15 protein-coding genes, 1 tRNA gene and 2 pseudogenes are annotated in these 18,544 nt (G+C 55.6%); 6 read left to right on the forward strand and 12 right to left on the reverse strand.

Annotated elements, in window-relative coordinates:
- From ACUTSU_RS11855 to tssB, 10 genes are all read right to left on the reverse strand, one after another.
- A partial coding sequence (locus ACUTSU_RS11855) for a DUF3304 domain-containing protein (RefSeq protein WP_445654209.1) occupies positions 1-521 on the reverse strand: 521 nt, incomplete at its 3' end.
- Entirely contained in the window at positions 521-1,285 is a 765-nt protein-coding gene (locus ACUTSU_RS11860; RefSeq protein WP_445654210.1) for a DUF4123 domain-containing protein, read from the reverse strand. The genes ACUTSU_RS11860 and ACUTSU_RS11855, both read right to left, overlap by 1 nt.
- Entirely contained in the window at positions 1,286-3,664 is a 2,379-nt protein-coding gene (locus ACUTSU_RS11865; protein WP_445654211.1) for a type VI secretion system Vgr family protein, read from the reverse strand.
- The gene (gene tssH, locus ACUTSU_RS11870; RefSeq protein ID WP_445654212.1) at positions 3,661-6,315 is read right to left on the reverse strand and encodes a type VI secretion system ATPase TssH; all 2,655 of its coding nucleotides are present in this window, start codon (positions 6,313-6,315) and stop codon (positions 3,661-3,663) included. Before tssH ends, ACUTSU_RS11865 begins: the two co-directional genes overlap by 4 nt.
- A gap of 185 nt (positions 6,316-6,500) precedes the next feature.
- Complete coding sequence (hcp, locus tag ACUTSU_RS11875; RefSeq protein WP_024558534.1) at positions 6,501-6,992, reverse strand: type VI secretion system effector Hcp; 492 nt, start codon at positions 6,990-6,992, stop codon at positions 6,501-6,503.
- Between the two features lie 147 nt (positions 6,993-7,139).
- A complete protein-coding gene (locus tag ACUTSU_RS11880) occupies positions 7,140-8,834 on the reverse strand; it encodes an OmpA family protein (protein ID WP_445654213.1) in 1,695 nt (564 codons plus the stop codon).
- Positions 8,831-9,520 carry a type VI secretion system protein TssL, short form gene (tssL, locus tag ACUTSU_RS11885; RefSeq protein ID WP_445650225.1) on the reverse strand — a complete coding sequence of 230 codons (690 nt, stop codon included), beginning with the start codon at positions 9,518-9,520 and terminating at the stop codon, positions 8,831-8,833. The genes ACUTSU_RS11880 and tssL overlap by 4 nt, the downstream gene beginning before the upstream one ends.
- The gene (tssK, locus tag ACUTSU_RS11890) at positions 9,517-10,857 is read right to left on the reverse strand and encodes a type VI secretion system baseplate subunit TssK (RefSeq protein ID WP_445650224.1); all 1,341 of its coding nucleotides are present in this window, start codon (positions 10,855-10,857) and stop codon (positions 9,517-9,519) included. Before tssK ends, tssL begins: the two co-directional genes overlap by 4 nt.
- Positions 10,858-10,874: 17 nt before the next feature.
- Complete coding sequence (gene tssC / locus ACUTSU_RS11895) at positions 10,875-12,422, reverse strand: type VI secretion system contractile sheath large subunit (RefSeq protein ID WP_445650223.1); 1,548 nt, start codon at positions 12,420-12,422, stop codon at positions 10,875-10,877.
- Between the two features lie 33 nt (positions 12,423-12,455).
- Positions 12,456-12,956 (reverse strand): type VI secretion system contractile sheath small subunit, encoded by a 501-nt coding sequence (gene tssB, locus ACUTSU_RS11900; protein ID WP_445650222.1) that lies wholly within the window; start codon positions 12,954-12,956, stop codon positions 12,456-12,458.
- A gap of 946 nt (positions 12,957-13,902) precedes the next feature.
- On the opposite strand from tssB, the pseudogene ACUTSU_RS11905 reads away from it, so the two are divergent.
- Together ACUTSU_RS11905 and ACUTSU_RS11910 are read left to right on the forward strand one after the other, a co-directional pair.
- Positions 13,903-14,217 (forward strand): annotated as a pseudogene (locus tag ACUTSU_RS11905) (JAB domain-containing protein); the annotation flags it as partial.
- Positions 14,207-14,836, forward strand: a pseudogene (locus tag ACUTSU_RS11910) (DUF4942 domain-containing protein); the annotation flags it as partial. The pseudogenes ACUTSU_RS11905 and ACUTSU_RS11910, both read left to right, overlap by 11 nt.
- 141 nt (positions 14,837-14,977) lie before the next feature.
- Here the strand turns inward: ACUTSU_RS11910 and ACUTSU_RS11915 are convergent.
- Positions 14,978-15,065: transfer RNA gene (locus ACUTSU_RS11915), tRNA-Ser, on the reverse strand.
- A 228-nt stretch (positions 15,066-15,293) separates the two neighbouring features.
- Between ACUTSU_RS11915 and yccA the strand changes: the two genes are divergently transcribed.
- The gene (yccA, locus tag ACUTSU_RS11920) at positions 15,294-15,953 is read left to right on the forward strand and encodes an FtsH protease modulator YccA (protein WP_004942825.1); all 660 of its coding nucleotides are present in this window, start codon (positions 15,294-15,296) and stop codon (positions 15,951-15,953) included.
- A 259-nt stretch (positions 15,954-16,212) separates the two neighbouring features.
- Complete coding sequence (tusE, locus tag ACUTSU_RS11925; protein WP_445650221.1) at positions 16,213-16,542, forward strand: sulfurtransferase TusE; 330 nt, start codon at positions 16,213-16,215, stop codon at positions 16,540-16,542.
- A 4-nt stretch (positions 16,543-16,546) separates the two neighbouring features.
- Here tusE and yccX read toward each other — a convergent pair whose 3' ends face one another.
- Positions 16,547-16,825: an acylphosphatase gene (gene yccX / locus ACUTSU_RS11930; protein ID WP_445650220.1), complete on the reverse strand. Its 279-nt coding sequence runs from the start codon at positions 16,823-16,825 to the stop codon at positions 16,547-16,549.
- A 92-nt stretch (positions 16,826-16,917) separates the two neighbouring features.
- On the opposite strand from yccX, the gene rlmI reads away from it, so the two are divergent.
- Positions 16,918-18,108 (forward strand): 23S rRNA (cytosine(1962)-C(5))-methyltransferase RlmI, encoded by a 1,191-nt coding sequence (gene rlmI / locus ACUTSU_RS11935; RefSeq protein ID WP_445650219.1) that lies wholly within the window; start codon positions 16,918-16,920, stop codon positions 18,106-18,108.
- Positions 18,109-18,169: 61 nt separating this feature from the next.
- Entirely contained in the window at positions 18,170-18,487 is a 318-nt protein-coding gene (hspQ, locus tag ACUTSU_RS11940; protein ID WP_012006190.1) for a heat shock protein HspQ, read from the forward strand.
- Positions 18,488-18,544 lie beyond the last annotated feature (57 nt).

An 18,544-nucleotide genomic window follows, 5' to 3' on the forward strand; every position in this document is an offset into this window, starting at 1 on the left:
TATCTCGGACAGTCTTTCGGCTCCTTCATCCTGATGGGCTCTTTAATCGGGTAGTTAGCATTTCTCGGTGACCAGCAACTGGTCGTCACCTTCACCTCATCGCAGGGCAAAAAGTGCACCGTGATACCGCAGGTATCCTGGCCGTTGTAGTCAGGAACCGGGACGGTTTTGCTGTGCTGGCGATTTTGATCCTTCATTTGCTTAGCCCAAACAAGATATTTTTCCCTATCCTGATAGCCGGGAAATCCATCCATATCTCCAACCCCAGTTTCCCAATCAATACGCACCGTCATACCCGGTGTCCACCGCGCGGGTACGCTATAGCAGCAACCACCCCCACCGCCCTGGAACGGACCGATAATGTCGATGCCAGACTGGTTATTTACACTAAAGTGGTTAATCGCCCATTTGGTGTGGTTGATGGCATCAATGGTGCCACCGCCCCCCCGAGCCTGAGCGACAGGCTGTGAGCAGCCGGTTAACAGCAGCCCACCAGCAAGAACGCAGATTCTGAGGAGCATCAGGCTGTTGCTCCTGTGGAAAACCATCTTTTCATTACCCAAGCCTCACGCGCCTCATCCAGAATAATGCCCTGATCCGTTGCCTCCAGCATGCCCTGGTAACAGTCGGAAAACAGCGTCTGCCGTGATGCATACACGCCGGCTGGCGGCGCACGGTGCCCCAGCAATACCATGACATCACACACGCACATCAGCTGTTCCAGTTGGCGATCGCTGAGTTCGATTTTCTGGCTTTTCTCTCCGCGTGCCGGCGGCATGCCGTTACCGTTCAGGCCCCTCGACATACCGTCCATATCCTGCCAGGCCCAGAACAATGCCGGGCGCAGCAGAGGCTTTTGCTGTTCCTCGCTGAGGATATGCGTAAAAAGCAGCGGGAATATCCGCGTATCGTAAAAGCGTAAAATCCCGCCTCTGCCTTCCTGTAGGCAATCCATACACTGCGTCAGCCAGTCCGCCAGGGAGGGCAAGGCCCAGGCGGAGCACAACAGCAGCAACGGCGCCTTAACGGCAGCCTGTTGGCTGATTTCCTGCAACCACGCCATCTGCTGAATATCATCAAGGACCAGGCGCGCAACCAACGGCGCGTCATCGACAATAAATTCTTCCGGCAAGCCACGATAAAGCGACAGCCAGGGTACCGACAGCGCATTCAGCGCCGGGATAACGCTGAAGTCCAGCCCGGCCTGATCGATGATAATATCAAGATAATCGACGGCGGATACCCGGCAAGCCGCTGCCACTTCCCCAATCCATAGCGTGGTCATTTATGCCTCCCTGGGCACGAAGCCCTGCGCCTGCGCCTGCGCTTTCTTCAGGCACTCTTTACATACCGACGCCGGTAATTCAGGCAGTGGGAAATCCTCGCTGGCGGGCCCCTGTAAGTTATGCTGCCCCTTCAGACTGATTAATCCAGGCCCGTGAATTTCGACTTCCCCCTGTGGCGTAAGGCGGATGTAGGCGCCGCCACAGCCGATAGTGATACCGTTTTTCGCCGTCAGTTGCAGGTGCCCCTGCGTGGACTGGACGGTGATATCTTTTAGTGACGTCAGCGATAAGGTATCGGCATGAGATTCCACCGTCAGCGCCCCCTTGGCCGACACCAGACGCATCCCTTCATCCTTGGCCAACAGGGATATCGCTTTGCTGGCATTGACTGAATAGCGTTGCGCCGTGGCAATATTCACTTCCCCCAGACTCTGCAGGTACAGGCCTTTTCCGCTGTGCAACAGCGTAGTTTCAGGGGTTACAGCAGCGATACCTTTTGGCGCGCTCATCAGTAAGGCTGCTTCTTTCAGTTCACTGGCCCCATTAACCAATACTCCAAGCGGATCCGTATCTGGGGAAAAATTATGATGCGTCTGGGTGATGCTTCCCCATTCAGTGATCTGATTAACGGCCCCTTTCAGCAGACTGACCGCCGGCTGCATCTCCAGCACCTGACCCTGCGCCTTTGCCTGGCCGTCAGCGCTGATAAAAATCCCTTTCTGCGCCCGGATGGCTCCCCAGCTGTCGGTTCTGAGCTCAAACCCCTCACCGCGCTGTTGTTTTTCGCTGTCGACCAGATGTCCAAGGTTCAGCTGGCTTTTGCCGCCGTATTCCGTGCTGACCTTGATATGCTCTTTCCCGCGCTCGTCATCGAGGCGGATTTTGTTGTTCGCCGGCGTGCGCAGCACGTTACGTTTGTAGTTGCGGATGGTGACGTGGTCGCCGTGGGCCGAGTCGTGCAGCACGCCGACGATGTACGGCCGGTCCGGGTTGCCGTCTTCAAACCCTATCGCCACTTCGGTGCCCGCCAGCAGCGGCAGGTGCAGGCCATAGGTGTCGCCGGCATAGGGACGGGACTGGCGCACCCACAGGCTCTCGAATCCGGTCTCCCAGTTATCACGGTCAAACAACATGTTGACGCGATAGCGGCCGTCTTTATCGATATGCCCGTAGGTGTCATTTTCGGTGGTGCTGGTGACGCGGGCCGGTAGGGTCCCCGCCATCTGCGGGCGTTTGCCCGGCTCCGGGCGGAAGCTAACATCGGTGCTGTCCGGGATACCGCTGAAATGCACTTCAAAATCTTTATCACGGCGGGCCGCACTTTTCATCCCGGTAATGAGTACACCCTGGCTGAACGCCTCCGCCACTTCATAGCCACCGGTGACTTTCAGCACCTGGCCGGGCGCCAGTGTCGGGCAACTGGAGATTGCGCGGGTCTGCGTCTGGCCGTTCAGATAGCGTTCATGACGAATGCGGGCATAAAACGCCCCGGACTCCAGTGCCGGATTGCGGTCATAGGTACTGCCCTGCGTCAGGTAGTTATCGGCATAGTGATAGGCATCGCCGTAGGTGGTGCTGTCGCCGCGGGTCGCATCCACCTGGGTGTTCATGTCATCCGTGGCCCGCCGGTAGTTGTAATCACGGGTGCTGACCTGCTTCTGCACCACGTTATGATGACTCTCCATGCCCCAGACCGAGTCCACGCCTTGCGAGTGCTGGCCGGATGGCGGAACCGATGACAGCGTCAGGCCTTTTTCATACCCCTGCTGGCTGTCGTAAAACTCCACGACGTCGATGTTCAGTCGCGAATCAGTGGTAAAGCGGAACCAGATGCCAACTTCCCCCAGCAGGCGGGTAATAAAGTGCAGGTCATCCTCGCCGTATTGCATCACCTGCTCTCGGCGCGGGTATTCTTTTGACAGCGAGAACAGAAAATCCTGACCGCGCATGCCGTGACGTTCGCGCAGGATTTTTTCCACGATTTGTGGGACCGACATATCCTGATAAATGGCGTTCTGATGCGAACGATCAAGCAGCGCCAGACGTGGCTGGAGCGTCAGAGCATAATGGGTTTCATCCTTTGAGGTGTTGAGACGTTCAAAACCACTCACTACTCCCTGAAGGGTGCGCACGGCCTGCTGCATTTTGATGCCGTAACCCTGTTCCACCGGGGCCTGTAGCGTCAGTGAGGCCGCTTTCATCAGCATCATTTCTTTGCTGATGCCGTGGTCGCGGCTGGTAAACTCAATGCGGTAGCTGAAAGGCTGGCTCAGGGTTTCATCGCCTTCAAAGGCCAGTACATCGAGATCCGCTTCACATCCCTTCACCGACAGCTGGTGATGATTGTGGCTGAATATGATCGCGGGATTGATGCTCATGCGTGCACTCCTTGTGTCCGGTCAAACTCCAGCCCGATCCCCTCTTCCTCACTCCAGTTAAGACGTAACGACTGTGGTTTCTGTCTGGCGGCCATATGGGTGAGCAACTGCTGGCTCAGCACCGGCAGGATTTGCTGATTGAGCAGGCTGTCGACGTTACGCGCGCCGGTATCGGGCAGCAGGCAGGCGGCGGTCAGCGCGTCATACAGGCTCTCATCAATGTGTGTGGTCAGGCCGTAGTGACGGTTCAGGCGCTTACTGACCTGGTCGAGTTTCATTTCCACGATGGTACGCATGGCAACTTCCGCCAGCGGGCGGTAAATCACGGTCTGGAAACGCGCCAACAGCGCGGGCTGGAAGTGGTCACGCAGCATTGGGCGCAGCAGTTCCTGCAAATCGCCTTCCGTCGCTTCTGGTTGCTCATCGAGCAGTTGCATCAGGTCGTCGCTGCCGAGGTTCGAGGTCATCAGGATAACGGTGTTGCGGAAGTCGATTTCACGCCCTTCGCCGTCGCGCATAAAGCCCCGGTCGAACACCTGATAGAACAGGTTCATCACATCCCGGTGAGCCTTCTCCACTTCATCGAGCAGCACCACGCTGTACGGACGCTTGCGTACCGCTTCGGTGAGTATGCCGCCCTGACCGTAACCCACGTAGCCCGGCGGCGAGCCTTTCAGCTGCGACACCGTGTGCGGCTCCTGGTACTCGGACAGGTTGATGGTGATGAGTGACTTCTCGCCGCCGTACAGCACATCCGCCAGCACCAGCGCGGTTTCCGTTTTCCCCACACCGCTCGGGCCGACCAGCAGGAACACCCCCTGCGGGCCGCTCTCAGAAGTAAGGCCCGTTTTGGCTGCGCGCAAACGCTGGGCAATGGCGTTGAGCGCCACGTCCTGCCCGACCACGCGTTTGCCGATTTCATTTTCCAGCGTCAGCAGTTCGGTCTGCTCGTCTTTCATCAGGGAGGACAGCGGTACGCCGGTCCAGTCGGCAATCACATTGGCAACCGTGCGGGTGTCCACATCCACCTGAACCAGCACGTCGCCTTGCTGTGCCTGTTCCAACTGCTGCTGCAGGTCGGAAATCTCAGCCTGCTGACTGATATCCTGCCGGCTGGCCATCAGCTGCTGCGCCAGCGCCTTTTCGTGACTGAAACGCGTCTCCTGCTCCTGAATACGCGCTTCCAGTTCAGTCCGCTGCTGCTCAATGGCACCCAGGCGGTCACCATGACGGTGACTGCCGGCGGCGATATCTTCCAGTAACGCCTGCTCTTCCAGTTCCAGTGCGGTCAGTTGTGCTTTCAGGCGCACAATTTGTTCCGGCACCGTGTCGAGACTCATACGCACGCGGGCCGCCGCGGTATCCAGCAGGTCAACGGCCTTGTCCGGCAACTGGCGTCCGGTCAGATACCGGCGCGACAGCGTAACGGCAGCGCGCACGGCGTCGTCGGTGATATGTACGCCGTGGTGTTCGGCATAGCGGGATTTCAGGCCACGGAGCATCAGGCAGGTAGTGTCGTCATCCGGCTCGTCGACTTTCACCATCTGGAAACGACGCTCAAGCGCGGCATCACGCTCAAAATATTGTTTGTATTCAGACCAGGTGGTCGCGGCGATGGTGCGCAGTTCGCCGCGGGCGAGTGCCGGTTTCAGCAGGTTAGCCGCATCCGCGCCGCCCGCCTGGTTACCGGCCCCGATAATGGTGTGGGCTTCATCGATAAACAGCAATATCGGCACTGGCGACTGCTGCACCGCGTCGATGACGTTTTTCAGACGCTGTTCAAACTCGCCTTTCACGCCTGCACCCGCTTGCAACAGGCCTAGATCAAGGGTGCGCAGGATGACCGGTTTGAGGGATTCCGGTACGTTGCCCTCGGCAATACGCAGCGCCAGGCCTTCGACCAGAGCGGTTTTACCGACACCTGGTTCGCCGACCAGGATCGGGTTGTTTTTACGACGGCGGGAGAGAATGTCGACCATCTGGCGGATTTCCGTGTCACGGCCGAACACCGGGTCAATCTTGCCCTCTTTCGCTTTGGCGGTGACGTCGAGGGTGAATTTATCCAGTGCGTTCTGTAGCGCAGGATTGAGTTCGCCTTCTTTTATCTCAGCCCCGGCCGGGCGGCCTATAAACTCCACTTCGCCACCGTGGCTCTGCGCCAACTCCGCGTCCTGCTGGACGTCCGGACGTTCATCGGACTGCGCATCGAGCAGCGGGCGCAGGCGCTCCAGCTGGCTTTGCCCCAGCGTCAACAACGGCCACAGACCGTCACAACGCGCCAGTTTGGGTTTATTCACCAATGCCATCAGCAGATGCACACTGCGGATATGTTCTTCGCCTGCCAGTGACGCCCGCATCCAGGCTTCCTGCATCAGCATCTGAATGCTGTCGGACAATTCCGGCCGCCCGCGTACAGAACGCGGCAGCGTACCCAGCCAGCCGAGTAAATCCTGCCATAGGCCGTCCATGTCCCATTCGTAGCGACGCGCCAGCACCGTGAGGTCACCTTCGCCCTGCTCCAGCAGTTTCAGCAACCAGTGCTCTGGCAGGATTTCCGCATGGGCACGGGTCTGGCACAGGGAGGCCGCCCCTTCCATCGCACGGGCACAGTAAGGGTTCAGACGTCGCAACAGGATAGCTGGGTTTTCCATGAATCTCTCTCTTTGTCGGTTCCTGGACACGCTACCGCCCCTCGCTGTTTCCCGTTGTTCAGGAGACCAAAGCGCACAAGGTCGGGCTGGCAGGCAGATTGTGGTTTTCTTTGCTGAAGGTCCGCATCCGCAGGCGTTCAGCAAAAAAGAAAAAAGCGGACAGAGGAGACTGTCCGCTCACAGGCTTACGCGGTGGCGCGTTCGTTCCAGGAATCGGAATGAATGATGTTGCCGTCTTTGTAGGTCCAGGTGATTTTTTCGTAACGCAGTTCAATACGCTCGAGGTGGTTGTGTTTCTCTTTAGAAGGATCCTTGATGTCGTACATTTCAGGATTCACTTTCACCACCTTCACGTTTTCCAGTTTGGTGTTGAAGTACTCCACTTCCTGGCCCGCGTCGTTGATTTTGTACCACTTGAATTCGGCAGACTTGAGGGTCTGGCCAGTGGTCACCGCCTTGTACAAGTACGGGCTGGAGGAGTCGATTTCCTTGGTGAACAGGAACGGGGTGTGGATACGGGTGCCGGTCAGCTTGCCGGTGTTGTTATCGGTCGGGATGTACAGGTTATGCTCCTGTGCCACCACTTCGATGCTGCCTTCGCGATCCTGCACGTCTACGGAACCTTTGATGTCCGCGCCGCCGTCGTCTTTCAGCCAAAGATAGACTGGAATTGCCATGATATTATCTCCATTTATACACTTCATCCTTCAGGCTGCCTCTTTGTTGGCTGCCTACATTTGCCCCGGTCACAGAGTTATCTCTGCCCCCGGGGACACATTCAGTTGCCGCCGCGACCCAGCCCGAATGATTTTGTGTATCTTGTTTTACGAAACGTCATCATCCGATGACGCCGGGGTGTTGCCCGGTATCTGGCAGGCATCTGCCTGCGGTACCAGACTGATTTCGACACGCCGGTTAAGCGTACGCCCTTCCGGCGTGTCGTTAGTTGCGATCGGACGGCTTTCGCCATAGCCCTGAACCGCAAAACAGCTCTCCGACACATCGCCGGTATCACGCATCCAGTCGCGTACCGCTTCGGCACGCTTCAGGGATAACGTCTGATTGAGTTTCGGGTTGCCGGTGTTGTCGGTATGCCCACTGACCACAATCAGCCAGCCCGGCTTTGCCTTGATACCAACCAGAGAAGTCACCAGCATTTTGGTTGAGCCAGCCTTTAGGTCAGATTTGCCGGAATCGAACAGCGACATGCTGTCGAGACGGACAATTTTCGGTGCCTGTTTGGGTTTCGGCTGTGGTTTTGGCGGCGGTGGCGGAGGCACCCAGGAGCGGATCGCATCCAGCACCGGCATTCGCAGACGCTCTCCCTGATATAGACCGAGGCCCATCCGCGCCGGTACGCCATTACGCGCCTGTTCATCCAGCTCTGCCGCATCGTCACGCAGAACGGCAACGGCCTTGGCTTTCGGTCCGAAATCATGCATCGGGATACGGTCATAGCGGGCAATATCGAAGCTCACACGCTGCAGCAGCTGGCGATTGTTCCATCCACTGCTGAGCAGCGCAGCAATGGCCGCCAGCGTGAAGATCCCGAGCGCACAACGGAAGGCTCGCCCACGCGGCGTCAGGCCTCGCCCTTCCGGCAGCAGCGGCAAAATAAAATCCGGGAAGGGGGAAATTACCGTGCTGTCCGTTCCCACCGGCTGCCAACCCGCCACCTGCTGCATCGCAGTGTGACGGGACAACCACGCCGTCCAGACCGACGTGGCCAGGCTTCCGGCAAGGATGGATCCCATTCCCCACAGCACCGCGGCAGGTGCAATGACAGGAACATCGGGGTTCTCATCCATAAAGACAGCGTTGACGTGCTGATGGAACCAGCCCATCAGGCTGTTCATCAGCACCTGTTGCTGCATTGCAGGCGACCCACCGGTGGTAACCCAAGCAGCGATTGAACTCGGCGCTGAAGATTCACGCCAGACCCTCACCCCTTCCCCCGGGATAGCCGCCTGCCAGAGCAACTCATTCGTCATCGCGCTGCCAACCTGACCATTCAGAACCAGCGGCACAGAATGCCCCGTCTCTTTACGCAACTGGCTGATTTGCCAGCGCAGGGCCAGCAGACGGCTGGTAAGCCGCTCGCTGTCGGCGTGTTTCTGCGGACAGACGCTGACCATCACCGACAGTTGACGCCCCCAGTCAGGGCGCAGCCGCAGTACCTGACGGGCGGCCTGCTCCAGATCCTGCTGCTCCTCCACGCGGATCCAGCATCCCTGTGTAACCGTAAGCACCGGCGACTGCTGCGGCCAGGCCAGCGGCAGATCGCCACATAACAGCACCACAGGCTGACGGTAAGTGGCTTCCGGAAGGTCGTCCAGACTCAGGGTGACGTCATGCTCCGCACGACGGCTGGCGACAGTCCAGAACGCCAGGATAAGCCCCAGAACGGTAAGCAGAACGAGCACAGAAACCAGCCGGGATACTGGCAGAAAACCCAGGCAAACCACTGCACTCAGCAGGGCGGCCCACAGCGCAAGCCCGCGCTGTTGTGCAGGACTCATTTCACGGCTCCCGGCAACAGGGTCAGCAGCGTTTGATCCAGCCAGTGGCTCAGTCCCCACCAGAGCGCAGCAACCACCACCACGCTCAGGCCAATACGCACGGGCCATGACGCCAACCAGCCGCCCATTCCCCGTCCGGCACGGCTTTCCGCCAGTACCGGATGAGTTTGTGGATAGCTGAACGGCGTGACATGTTCACTGAGCGCGTTAACGAGTTTCTGGCGCTCCGTGTCGCTCAGGGAGCGGAAACTGCCGAGGAACCCCAGCATCATGACCCGCTGAAAGCAGGTCACAACGGCATTGTCAGGATCTGGTTCACGCAGCACATCGCGCATTCGGGCGCACAACGTATCACCGGCATCCATGGTGCCGAGGAAGTGCCCCTGCAGGGGAATGTCATACCACTGCACACAGGCGTCATCCTCCACACCGCGACCTTTGACCGCCTCATCAAGCAGCGCACACTGTGCAGTGAGAATATGCTGACAGCTGGCTTCATCGAGTTCGCTCGCCTTCAGTTCACGCTGCACACGTTCGACATCAGCAATGCAGCGCTCCCACAGCGTGCGCCCTTCTCCATCCTGAAACGTCGGGCCGTGACGCAGGCTGATCACCTGCAGCCAGGTGTCCTGCAGCAGGGCATCAATATCAATGGACGCGGCCACGCCGCGTTTGCGCTCACTCATGTTCTCAGTACCGCAAAGAGTTCAAGTTCAGGCTCGCCGAGCATGCCCGGAACGTAAAACATACAGGTCCCACCCTGGAGCATTTCGGTGGCCAGAGGATGAGAGACATCGAGGCTGAAATACTGGTTTTCCAGACGCAGTGGAATGGCGGCCGGCACATGACGCAGCGGCGTCAGCGGCACACCCACCCGTGATGAATTGACGATACTCCTGACATGATCGGGACTGCCGACCTTGCACTGACGCGGGAACTGTTCCTGCAGTTGTGCCACCGGCATCGATGAGCGCACGGAGAGGTAGTAATCCGCCCCTTCGCGCAGGCGTGGGTCATGCAGACGCGCCTGCCAGAAGTGAAGCCGGACATCATGCTCAAGCTCAATCGCTACCACACGCGACGGCAGACTGGCCTCCAGCAGATCGCCCAGTAAGTCAAAGAGCGGCGGGAAGACGTTATTCAGTTGCTCATGCTGCCAGACAGGAATAGCACTCACCTGGTGTTCCAGCGAGAAGGTCAGCAGGCTGCCCGCAAGGCGTGCCAGCTCCGGATACAAACGTTCAGGCGGGCTTTGCGGGTGTCGCTGAAACTGCCCGAGCACAGGTTCTGCGCTGTTCAGGGCATTGAGCAACCAGAATAGAGACACATCAGCCACGGCAAAATCGGCCATGCGTTCGTTACTTTCCCGGCGCATTGCCATCAGGCGACTCAGACGGGCTCGCAGTTGCGTCATCAGCTGTTCCAGCTGAGTTACCAGCCAGTGACTGCCCTGCAGAGCCAGCAGTGGCGGAAGATAGGTTTCATCGAGTGCCCAGCTCCCCTGCGAATCCTGCTGCAGACGGGCAACCGGGCAGGTCAGGTAATCACTGTTGTTCTGATGGGCGAACCGCAGCGTCAGCTCAGGCTGCATCACCGCAATCTGGCGGGTATCGTCCCCAAAGGTGTTACGGACATCCCGCCAGCGCTGGCGATAGCGAACAGGGCGATCGGCCACCTCATCGGGTTTAAGACAGTTACCGCCATTCGCCCGCAGCAGCGGAAGGGCCAGAACCACCACCACGTCCTGTGATTCACTCTCAAGCGCCAGCACTGGTGGCAGGTCGTCAGCATTATCCGTGTCGATAAGCGTGCCATCGGGGAAACGGATGTGCAGATGACGAGCCTGCAGGCGGCCCAGTTTCAGTGCATCCAGTTCAAAAGTGGCATCAATCATACCCCAGGGATGGGATAGACCCAGTCGGGCGATGCATTCCGCAGACCAGGCCGCATACGCGGCCTGTTGCTGAAAGTGCTGGGGAGAGACCATAACGCCTCTGCCCCATAACGGTTGTTCCGTTTTCATTGGCTTCCTGCCTTAGCTTATGATTTCGCCTTCGGCATCTGGGAAACCAGCGACAGGTTGACGTCCATCCCTTCCACCTGGAAGTGCGGCACGGCATACAGCTTCACGCGGAAGAAGCCTGGGTTGTCCTCAATATCTTCCACCACCACTTTCGCGTCACGCAGCGGGTGAGACGCCTGCAGCTCGTCGCCCGGATCGGTCATTTCGGTGACCAGACTGCGCACCCAGGTGTTGAGCTCCAGCTCCAGCAAACGGCGGTCTTTGGTGGTGCCGATGTTTTCACGCTGGATAAGCTTCAGGTAGTGGGCAATACGCGACAGCAGGAAGATGTACGGCAGACGGGCGTTAATACGGCTGTTGGCCGTCGCATCGGCGGTGTCATACAGTGCTGGCTTCTGGGTGGAGTTAGCGCTAAAGAAACAGGAATAATCTCTGTTTTTATAATAACTTAGCGGGATAAAGCCCAGGTTGGCAAATTCAAATTCGCGGGTTTCCGGGATCATCACCTCAGACGGGATTTTCACCTGATTGCCGGTACCCAGATCATACAGGTGGATAGGCAGGTCCTGGACGGCACCACCGGCCTGCGGACCACGAATTTGTACACACCAGCCGTTGTTAATGAAGCTACGCACCATGTTGGATGCGAACGCAAACGAGGCGTTGGTCCACAGGTATTTGTCGTGATCCGGGCCTTTCACTTCCTCAACGTAGTTGAAGCTGCGCACCGGCACGGTATCCGGGCCATACGGCAGGCGACCCAGCACGCGTGGCATCACCAGGCCGATATAGCGGGAATCATCCGTTTCGCGGAAGGATTTCCACTTGATGTACTCCGCACGGTCAAAGTAGTTGCCAATGTCTTTAATCGCCGCCACCTCTTCCATCTTGTCTTTGAGGAAGAACTTCGGCCCCGCCGAACCGATAAACGGCATGTGCGCCGCCGCTGACACTTTGGAAATGTTACGCAACAGCGCCACGTCCTGCGCCGAGGCATCAAATTCGTAAGCGGAAATCAGCGCGCCAAGCGGCTCACCGCCCGGGGTGTCATACTCATCAATATAGGTGTGTTTATACAGTCCACTCTGGATGATTTCCGGGCTGTCTTCGAAGTCCTGACGCAGGTCTTCTTTGGACATATCCAGCAGTTCAACCTTCACGTTCTGGCGAAAATCGGTTTTGTCAACCAGGGACTTAACACCACACCACAGACTTTCTACCGCCTGGAATTCTTCGCTATGCATTACCGCATCCAGCTGACGACTAATCTGGTAGTCCAGTTCCGCGATATGGTGGTCAATCAGGTTTTTGTCGAGTTTTTCAACTCTTGAGCCCGATTTTGTCAGGCACTCCAGGAACACCTGCATCCCCGCCGTTAAACGTTCATCCGCGGTCGCATCCGACATCGCCTGCGCGTCCTGCCAGATGTCCAACGCGCTCAGCTCAGAGACCGGGTTCAGGTTGATTTTTTCAAACAGGGACGCGTAAACGCCACCCGCAGCAGGACGTTCCAGCACCACACTCTCGCTACCAGCCGCATTCTCATTTTTTACAGACATCAGCATCTTCCTTATTAATCCATTAAATCATCGTGACCGTTATGGCTGTTTCGGAGCCAGGGCTGAAAGTTCGGCTCTGAGTTCTGCACTTAATGCCGGGTCGAGCAGAATTTTTTCCAGCTCTTTTCGGAAAGCCTGATTGTCCAGCAGGTTCGCTTTTAAATCGCGAAGCAGGTTGCGCATGGAAAGCATCGCCTTCAACTGAGGTATTTGACGGGCAACCTGCTCAGGGGTGAAATCCTTCATGCTCTGGAAGGTCAGACTGATATTGTCTTCACTACCATCATTGGCAAGCGTGTTTTTAACGGTCAGATTGACTTTTGGGGAATATTCGGAAAGAACTGAATCAAAATTATTTTTGTTCAAGTTAACTTTTTTGCGCTCAGACAGTGGTGCAGACTCCTGACCATTACTGAAGTCGCCCGCCACCAGTAATTTCAGGGGGAGCTCAGTTTTCTTGCTCGCGCCCCCCGTATGCAAATCGAGTTTCAGATTAATGCGCGCTTTAGGGATTTCGGACTGAAAGGAAGAGTTAGACATGGCTGTCCCTGTTCTATGGAGTAGTAGAAACGGTCAATGCCAGTGAGAAATTAATAAGAAAGGCTTACCTTGCCAAAACAACATCCCTGCTCGCGCCATCCGGCGCAAATCAAAACTGGGGTCAAAAGCGAGCGCATTCCATTCACTAGCGAGCATGACACAGTATTTTTAGGTCTTTATCTGAAAAGTGATGATTTCAGAATGTTACCTATTGATTTGAGTGTAAAAACATTATGAATATGATTAAAACTCATTATTTGTAACTAAGTGTTACGGTTTATGCTTTTAACAAAAAAAAGATCATCCAGTTGATTAATAAGAGCTTTCCTAGATAACCACCATAAACCGCATGGGATAAGGGTGTGCGGTAAATGATCAATCCGACTTAAGGTTAAAATTGAACAAATTGCGACCGTTTTGCGAGAAAAGCCTGATTTTATAATTTATAAAAAAATGAGAGGCTGCGCATGACTGAACAAACAAAAAGATAACGGCCCGTCTCAGTAGCAAAGATTTCTGTCTTTCACTTAAATGATGTTTACTGATTTTCACAGGGTGGGACTCGAGAAGAAATCATTGATTGTGCAATCTGGCTGAGAACATCTGTTTACCACTCAGGCTGCAATGTAATTCGTAGCGGTGCCAAGACGGCAGCATGTAGGTCATTCAACTGAAAAGCAGCTTTGCACACCGACTCATCCCCGGCCAACAGAAACTTAGCTGTCATCAACGGATTAAAAATGAGCATTCCGAAACCCAGGTGGCCCCCATCGTGCCCCCACCACCTCAGTAGCTCGAACCCAGTCCGTCCGTACATCTGCCACATCAACATCTTCAGGCGATTTACATGTCACTCGAAAGCCCCTTATTCCATCTGCTACTAATGGCTTCACATGTTGCGGCTGCATCTCCGCCTATCTCGAGTGCAACACTCTGAAGCACAGCAGCCTTGCTGGAACAGCATCTATGGCAACCAGGTGTTTATTTCACCTCCGCAAATGCCGCTCGCGACTGGAGCGTGAAGCCTTTATGGTGCTTTACCTCGACAATCAACACCGTCTGTTGCCCCATGAAACCTTGTTTACCGGCAGTATTAACAGTACCAAAGTCCATCCCCGCGAAATGGTGAAGTCGGCGCTGGAGCACAACGCAGCAGCGGTCCTGCTGGCGCACTGTCCCCCCCCGTCGGGACATGCAGACCCCAAGCGATTCCGACCGGCAAATCACCTGCAGGATACAGGAGGCGCTGATGCTGGCTGATGGAGAAAACAGAAACGGCGATGAAAGTCATCACCCGCAATATCGATCGCGGTATATGGCGAGACCTGGTGAAGAAGTCCGGAATGCTATCGCTCATGGACGCTCAGGCCAGAGACCAGTGGTATAACAGTCTGGAAAAGGATGAGATTCCTGAGATCTCTGAAGCCAATATTATCAGTACCTTTGAGCAACTACATCAGAGCAAGGGTGACGTGTTTGAACGCGGTGTCATTAATATATTCAAAAGCCTATCATGGAATTTTAAGACGAACTCGCCCTGTAAGTTTGGCAAGAAAATCATCGTGACCGCACTGGTGAAATGCGACCGGTGGGGATTTAGGCTTAGCTGGAGCTGGCAGCGGGATCGGTTAACCGACCTTGAACGCATGCTGATGATCCTTGATGGGCAGCCCATTCCCGACAGCCGCGCCGACGTTACCCGCCGTCTCGGCGCTCATATCCATGAAAACCGGCACAGCACCCATTATGAGGATGAAATGTTTACTATTAAATACTTTCAGAAGGGAACGGCACATATCACATTTAAGCGTTCGGAACTGGTTGTTAAGCTGAATGACATTATCGCCAGACACTATCCGGGAGCACTGGCAAAGAAATGAAACCGGAGATGGATGATAACCTGTCCGATGTATTCTCAAGGCTACCAGCTCAAGCCAGACGGAATTGGCATACTGGATGGCATAACGAGGGGAACGTAAAACAAAAAAGCTCATGTCAATCAATGACATGAGCTAAAAAAATGGCGGAGGAGCAGAGATTCGAACTCTGGAACGGTTTCCCGTCGACGGTTTTCAAGACCGTTGCCTTCAGCCACTCGGCCACCCCTCCGCAACGAGCCGAACTATAAACATAGCCGATCCGCTTGTAAAGCCCATCACCGTTCAACCGAGCGAAAAAACAGCACCTGGCGTGTGAGCGTTGAATAAAACGCCAACTCCGGCTCAAGGTTGCAACAATGATAACTAAGGGTAAAGATTGGTAAACAAACTTTAATCAAACGCTTGCGCTGCCTATCATCATCACTAATTTTGTGATGACCTGATAAGAGAGATCATTATGGACCGCATTGTCGTCTCATCTTCCTCACGCGACTCGTTACTGAGTACGCATAAGGTTCTGCGTAACACCTACTTCCTGCTTTCACTGACGTTGGCATTTTCGGCACTTACCGCTACCGCCAGCACCATGCTGGGGCTGCCGGCACCGGGCCTGTTGCTGATGCTGGTCGGTTTCTATGGGTTGATGTTCCTGACCCATAAGCTGGCAAACAGCCCAGCCGGTATTCTGGCAGCCTTCGCGTTGACCGGTTTTATGGGCTACGCTCTGGGGCCGATCCTCAGTTCGTTCATTAATACCGGAGCCGGTGACCTGATCATGCTGGCGCTGGGTGGCACCGCGGTGGTGTTCTTCTGCTGTTCCGCCTATGTACTGACTACCCGCAAGGATATGTCGTTCCTTTCCGGGATGATGATGGCCGGTTTCGTGGTGCTGCTGGTTGCGGTCATCGCCAACCTGTTCCTGCAGATCCCAGCCCTGCATCTGGCCATTAGCGCGCTGTTTATCCTGTTCTCCGCCGGTGCCATCCTGTGGGAGACCAGCAATATTATCCACGGCGGCGAAACCAACTACATCCGCGCTACCGTTAGCCTGTATGTTTCGCTGTACAACATGTTCATCAGCCTGTTGAGCATTCTGGGCTTCGCACGCAGCAACTGATTTAACGCCTGAGAAAGGCCCAAGGCCCCGCTCCCGCGGGGCTTTGTTTGATGACAAACACCCGAAAAACGTGGTTTTCGGGTGTTTGGGCTAAATCAGAAGATATAATCCTTTGTTTTTATTAGCCCTCAAAACGGGACTTTTAACTGCCAAGAACCTTGTCAGGTGTGTTGGCCCCGCTCCCGCGGGGCTTTGTTTTTGCAGCGACAAAAGTTTGCTAAACTGACGGCCGTTCTGAATTACCCATTACCGAGGCAGTATGTTGGAGTATCAAGGTCAGGTTATTGAAACTGACGCACAGGGTTACCTGAAAAACAGCGCCGATTGGCATGAGGCCCTGGCACCGCTGCTGGCCGCAGAGGAAGAAGTAACGCTAACCGAAGCACATTGGGAAGTGGTGCGTTTCGTACGCGGCTTTTACCTGGAATTTAATACTTCACCGGCAATCCGCATGCTGGTCAAGGCCATGGCGCAGAAGTACGGCGAAGAGAAAGGCAACAGCCGTTATCTCTACCGTTTATTCCCCAAAGGCCCGGCCAAGCAGGCAACCAAGATAGCCGGCCTGCCGAAACCGGTAAAATGTATCTGAAACGCTAATAGCGAATGCCGAAGCCTTGAAAATCAGCCGTGCCTCGCGGCTCCACCAGCACGCGATCGACCCGTGCACTGCGCGGTCCGCCATTTTTCAGCCATTCCACCAGCTTGTCCACCTGCGGTTGTTCGCCGCAGGCCAGTACTTCAACGCTCCCATCATCAAGATTACGCGCGTAGCCGCTTAACCCCAATGCCGTCGCCTGATGCTGGGTGTTGTAACGAAATCCCACTCCTTGCACCACGCCATAGACATACGCAGCAATGCAAACTTGTGTCATAATCGCCCCCTTATCGACTTTCGTTTATGGTATTGCCTGTGCGTCTGCACGGCGATGCCACTCATTTTATCTAGCTGGCAGCATTCTTAATTATGACCGTACGCCTGTTTCTCGCCAAAGGACGTGAAAAGTCCTTACTCCGTCGCCACCCGTGGGTGTTTTCCGGCGCTGTTCAACGTGTCGAAGGTAAAGCCCTTTCTGGCGAAACCATCGATATTCACGACGCCCACGGCAAATGGCTGGCTCGCGGAGCCTACTCTCCAGAGTCGCAAATCCGCGCCCGCGTCTGGACCTTTTTACCGGACGAAGAGATTAACATCGAATTCTTCATCCGCCGTTTACAACAGGCGCAAAGCTGGCGTGATTGGATTGCCAAACGTGATGGGCTGGACGGCTACCGCCTGATCGCCGGCGAATCCGACGGTATGCCGGGCATTACTATCGATCGCTTCCAGAACTTCCTGGTGTTGCAGTTGCTGTCCGCTGGCGCTGAATATCAGCGTGCCGCGTTGATTACCGCTTTGCAGCATTGTTACCCGGAATGTGCCATCTACGATCGTTCAGACGTCGCGGTACGTAAAAAAGAAGGTTTACCCTTGGCTCAGGGCCAAGTCGTGGGCGATCTGCCCCCTGCTCTGCTGCCTATCACCGAACATGGCATGAAGCTGCTAGTGGATATTCAGCAAGGCCATAAGACGGGTTTTTACCTCGACCAACGCGACAGCCGTCTGGCCGCACGTAACTATTCCGCCGGCCGCCGCGTACTTAACTGCTTTTCCTATACCGGTGCCTTCGCCGTATCAGCTCTGATGGGTGGCTGTACTCAGGTGATCAGCGTTGATACGTCGCAAGCTGCATTGGATATCGCCAAACAGAACGTCGAACTGAACCAGTTAGACCTGAGCAAAGCCGAATTTGTCCGTGATGACGTGTTCCAACTGCTACGCGCTTATCGCACCCAGGGGGAAAAATTCGACCTGATTATTATGGATCCGCCGAAGTTCGTCGAAAACAAGAACCAGCTGGCCGGCGCTTGCCGCGGTTACAAAGATATCAACATGTTGGCGCTGCAGCTGCTGAACCCAGGCGGCATTTTGCTCAGTTTCTCTTGTTCCGGTCTGATGCCAACCGATTTATTCCAGAAAATTTTGGCCGATGCCGCTGTAGATGCCGGGCGTGATGTACAATTTATAGAGCAGTATCGTCAGGCTGCCGATCACCCGGTTATCGCGACTTATCCTGAAGGGCTGTATTTGAAAGGGTTTGCGTGTCGGGTGATGTAACTTGAAATACGCTGTTTTGCCCTCATATAGAGAGCAAGGCACTGTTTCTCAGGAGGTCATCATGATTGCCAGCAAATTCGGTATCGGACAACAGGTTCGGCATAAGCTGCTGGGGTACTTGGGGGTGGTGATTGATATCGACCCTGAATACTCTATGGAACAGCCTAAAGCTGATGAAATAGCAGCGAATACCGATCTACGTTTCGCCCCTTGGTACCACGTGGTGATGGAAGACGAAGAAGGCCAACCTGTGCATACCTATCTGGCGGAAGCGCAGTTAGATGGAGAAGCCCAGGAAGCTCATCCTGAACAACCTTCGCTGGACGAGTTGGCGGAGTCTATCCGCCACCAGCTACAGGCTCCACGCCTGCGCAACTGATGCGTCAGGCCTGAGAAACAAACGACGAAGGCCTGGCACAATGCCAGGCCTTCTCTT

Source organism: Serratia sp. NA_13, assembly GCF_052691735.1.

What these genes read in the sequence shown, in the direction of transcription:
- ACUTSU_RS11865 (WP_445654211.1), bottom strand. Translation starts at nt 3,664, where the DNA reads ATGAGCATCAATCCCGCGATCATATTCAGCCACAATCATCACCAGCTG.
- ACUTSU_RS11880 (WP_445654213.1), bottom strand. Translation starts at nt 8,834, where the DNA reads ATGAGTCCTGCACAACAGCGCGGGCTTGCGCTGTGGGCCGCCCTGCTG.
- tssK (WP_445650224.1), bottom strand. Translation starts at nt 10,857, where the DNA reads ATGAAAACGGAACAACCGTTATGGGGCAGAGGCGTTATGGTCTCTCCC.
- yccX (WP_445650220.1), bottom strand. Translation starts at nt 16,825, where the DNA reads ATGACACAAGTTTGCATTGCTGCGTATGTCTATGGCGTGGTGCAAGGA.
- tssC (WP_445650223.1), bottom strand. Translation starts at nt 12,422, where the DNA reads ATGCTGATGTCTGTAAAAAATGAGAATGCGGCTGGTAGCGAGAGTGTG.
- tssH (WP_445654212.1), bottom strand. Translation starts at nt 6,315, where the DNA reads ATGGAAAACCCAGCTATCCTGTTGCGACGTCTGAACCCTTACTGTGCC.
- tssL (WP_445650225.1), bottom strand. Translation starts at nt 9,520, where the DNA reads ATGAGTGAGCGCAAACGCGGCGTGGCCGCGTCCATTGATATTGATGCC.
- rlmI (WP_445650219.1), top strand. Translation starts at nt 16,918, where the DNA reads ATGACCGTACGCCTGTTTCTCGCCAAAGGACGTGAAAAGTCCTTACTC.
- yccA (WP_004942825.1), top strand. Translation starts at nt 15,294, where the DNA reads ATGGACCGCATTGTCGTCTCATCTTCCTCACGCGACTCGTTACTGAGT.
- hcp (WP_024558534.1), bottom strand. Translation starts at nt 6,992, where the DNA reads ATGGCAATTCCAGTCTATCTTTGGCTGAAAGACGACGGCGGCGCGGAC.
- tusE (WP_445650221.1), top strand. Translation starts at nt 16,213, where the DNA reads ATGTTGGAGTATCAAGGTCAGGTTATTGAAACTGACGCACAGGGTTAC.
- ACUTSU_RS11860 (WP_445654210.1), bottom strand. Translation starts at nt 1,285, where the DNA reads ATGACCACGCTATGGATTGGGGAAGTGGCAGCGGCTTGCCGGGTATCC.
- hspQ (WP_012006190.1), top strand. Translation starts at nt 18,170, where the DNA reads ATGATTGCCAGCAAATTCGGTATCGGACAACAGGTTCGGCATAAGCTG.
- tssB (WP_445650222.1), bottom strand. Translation starts at nt 12,956, where the DNA reads ATGTCTAACTCTTCCTTTCAGTCCGAAATCCCTAAAGCGCGCATTAAT.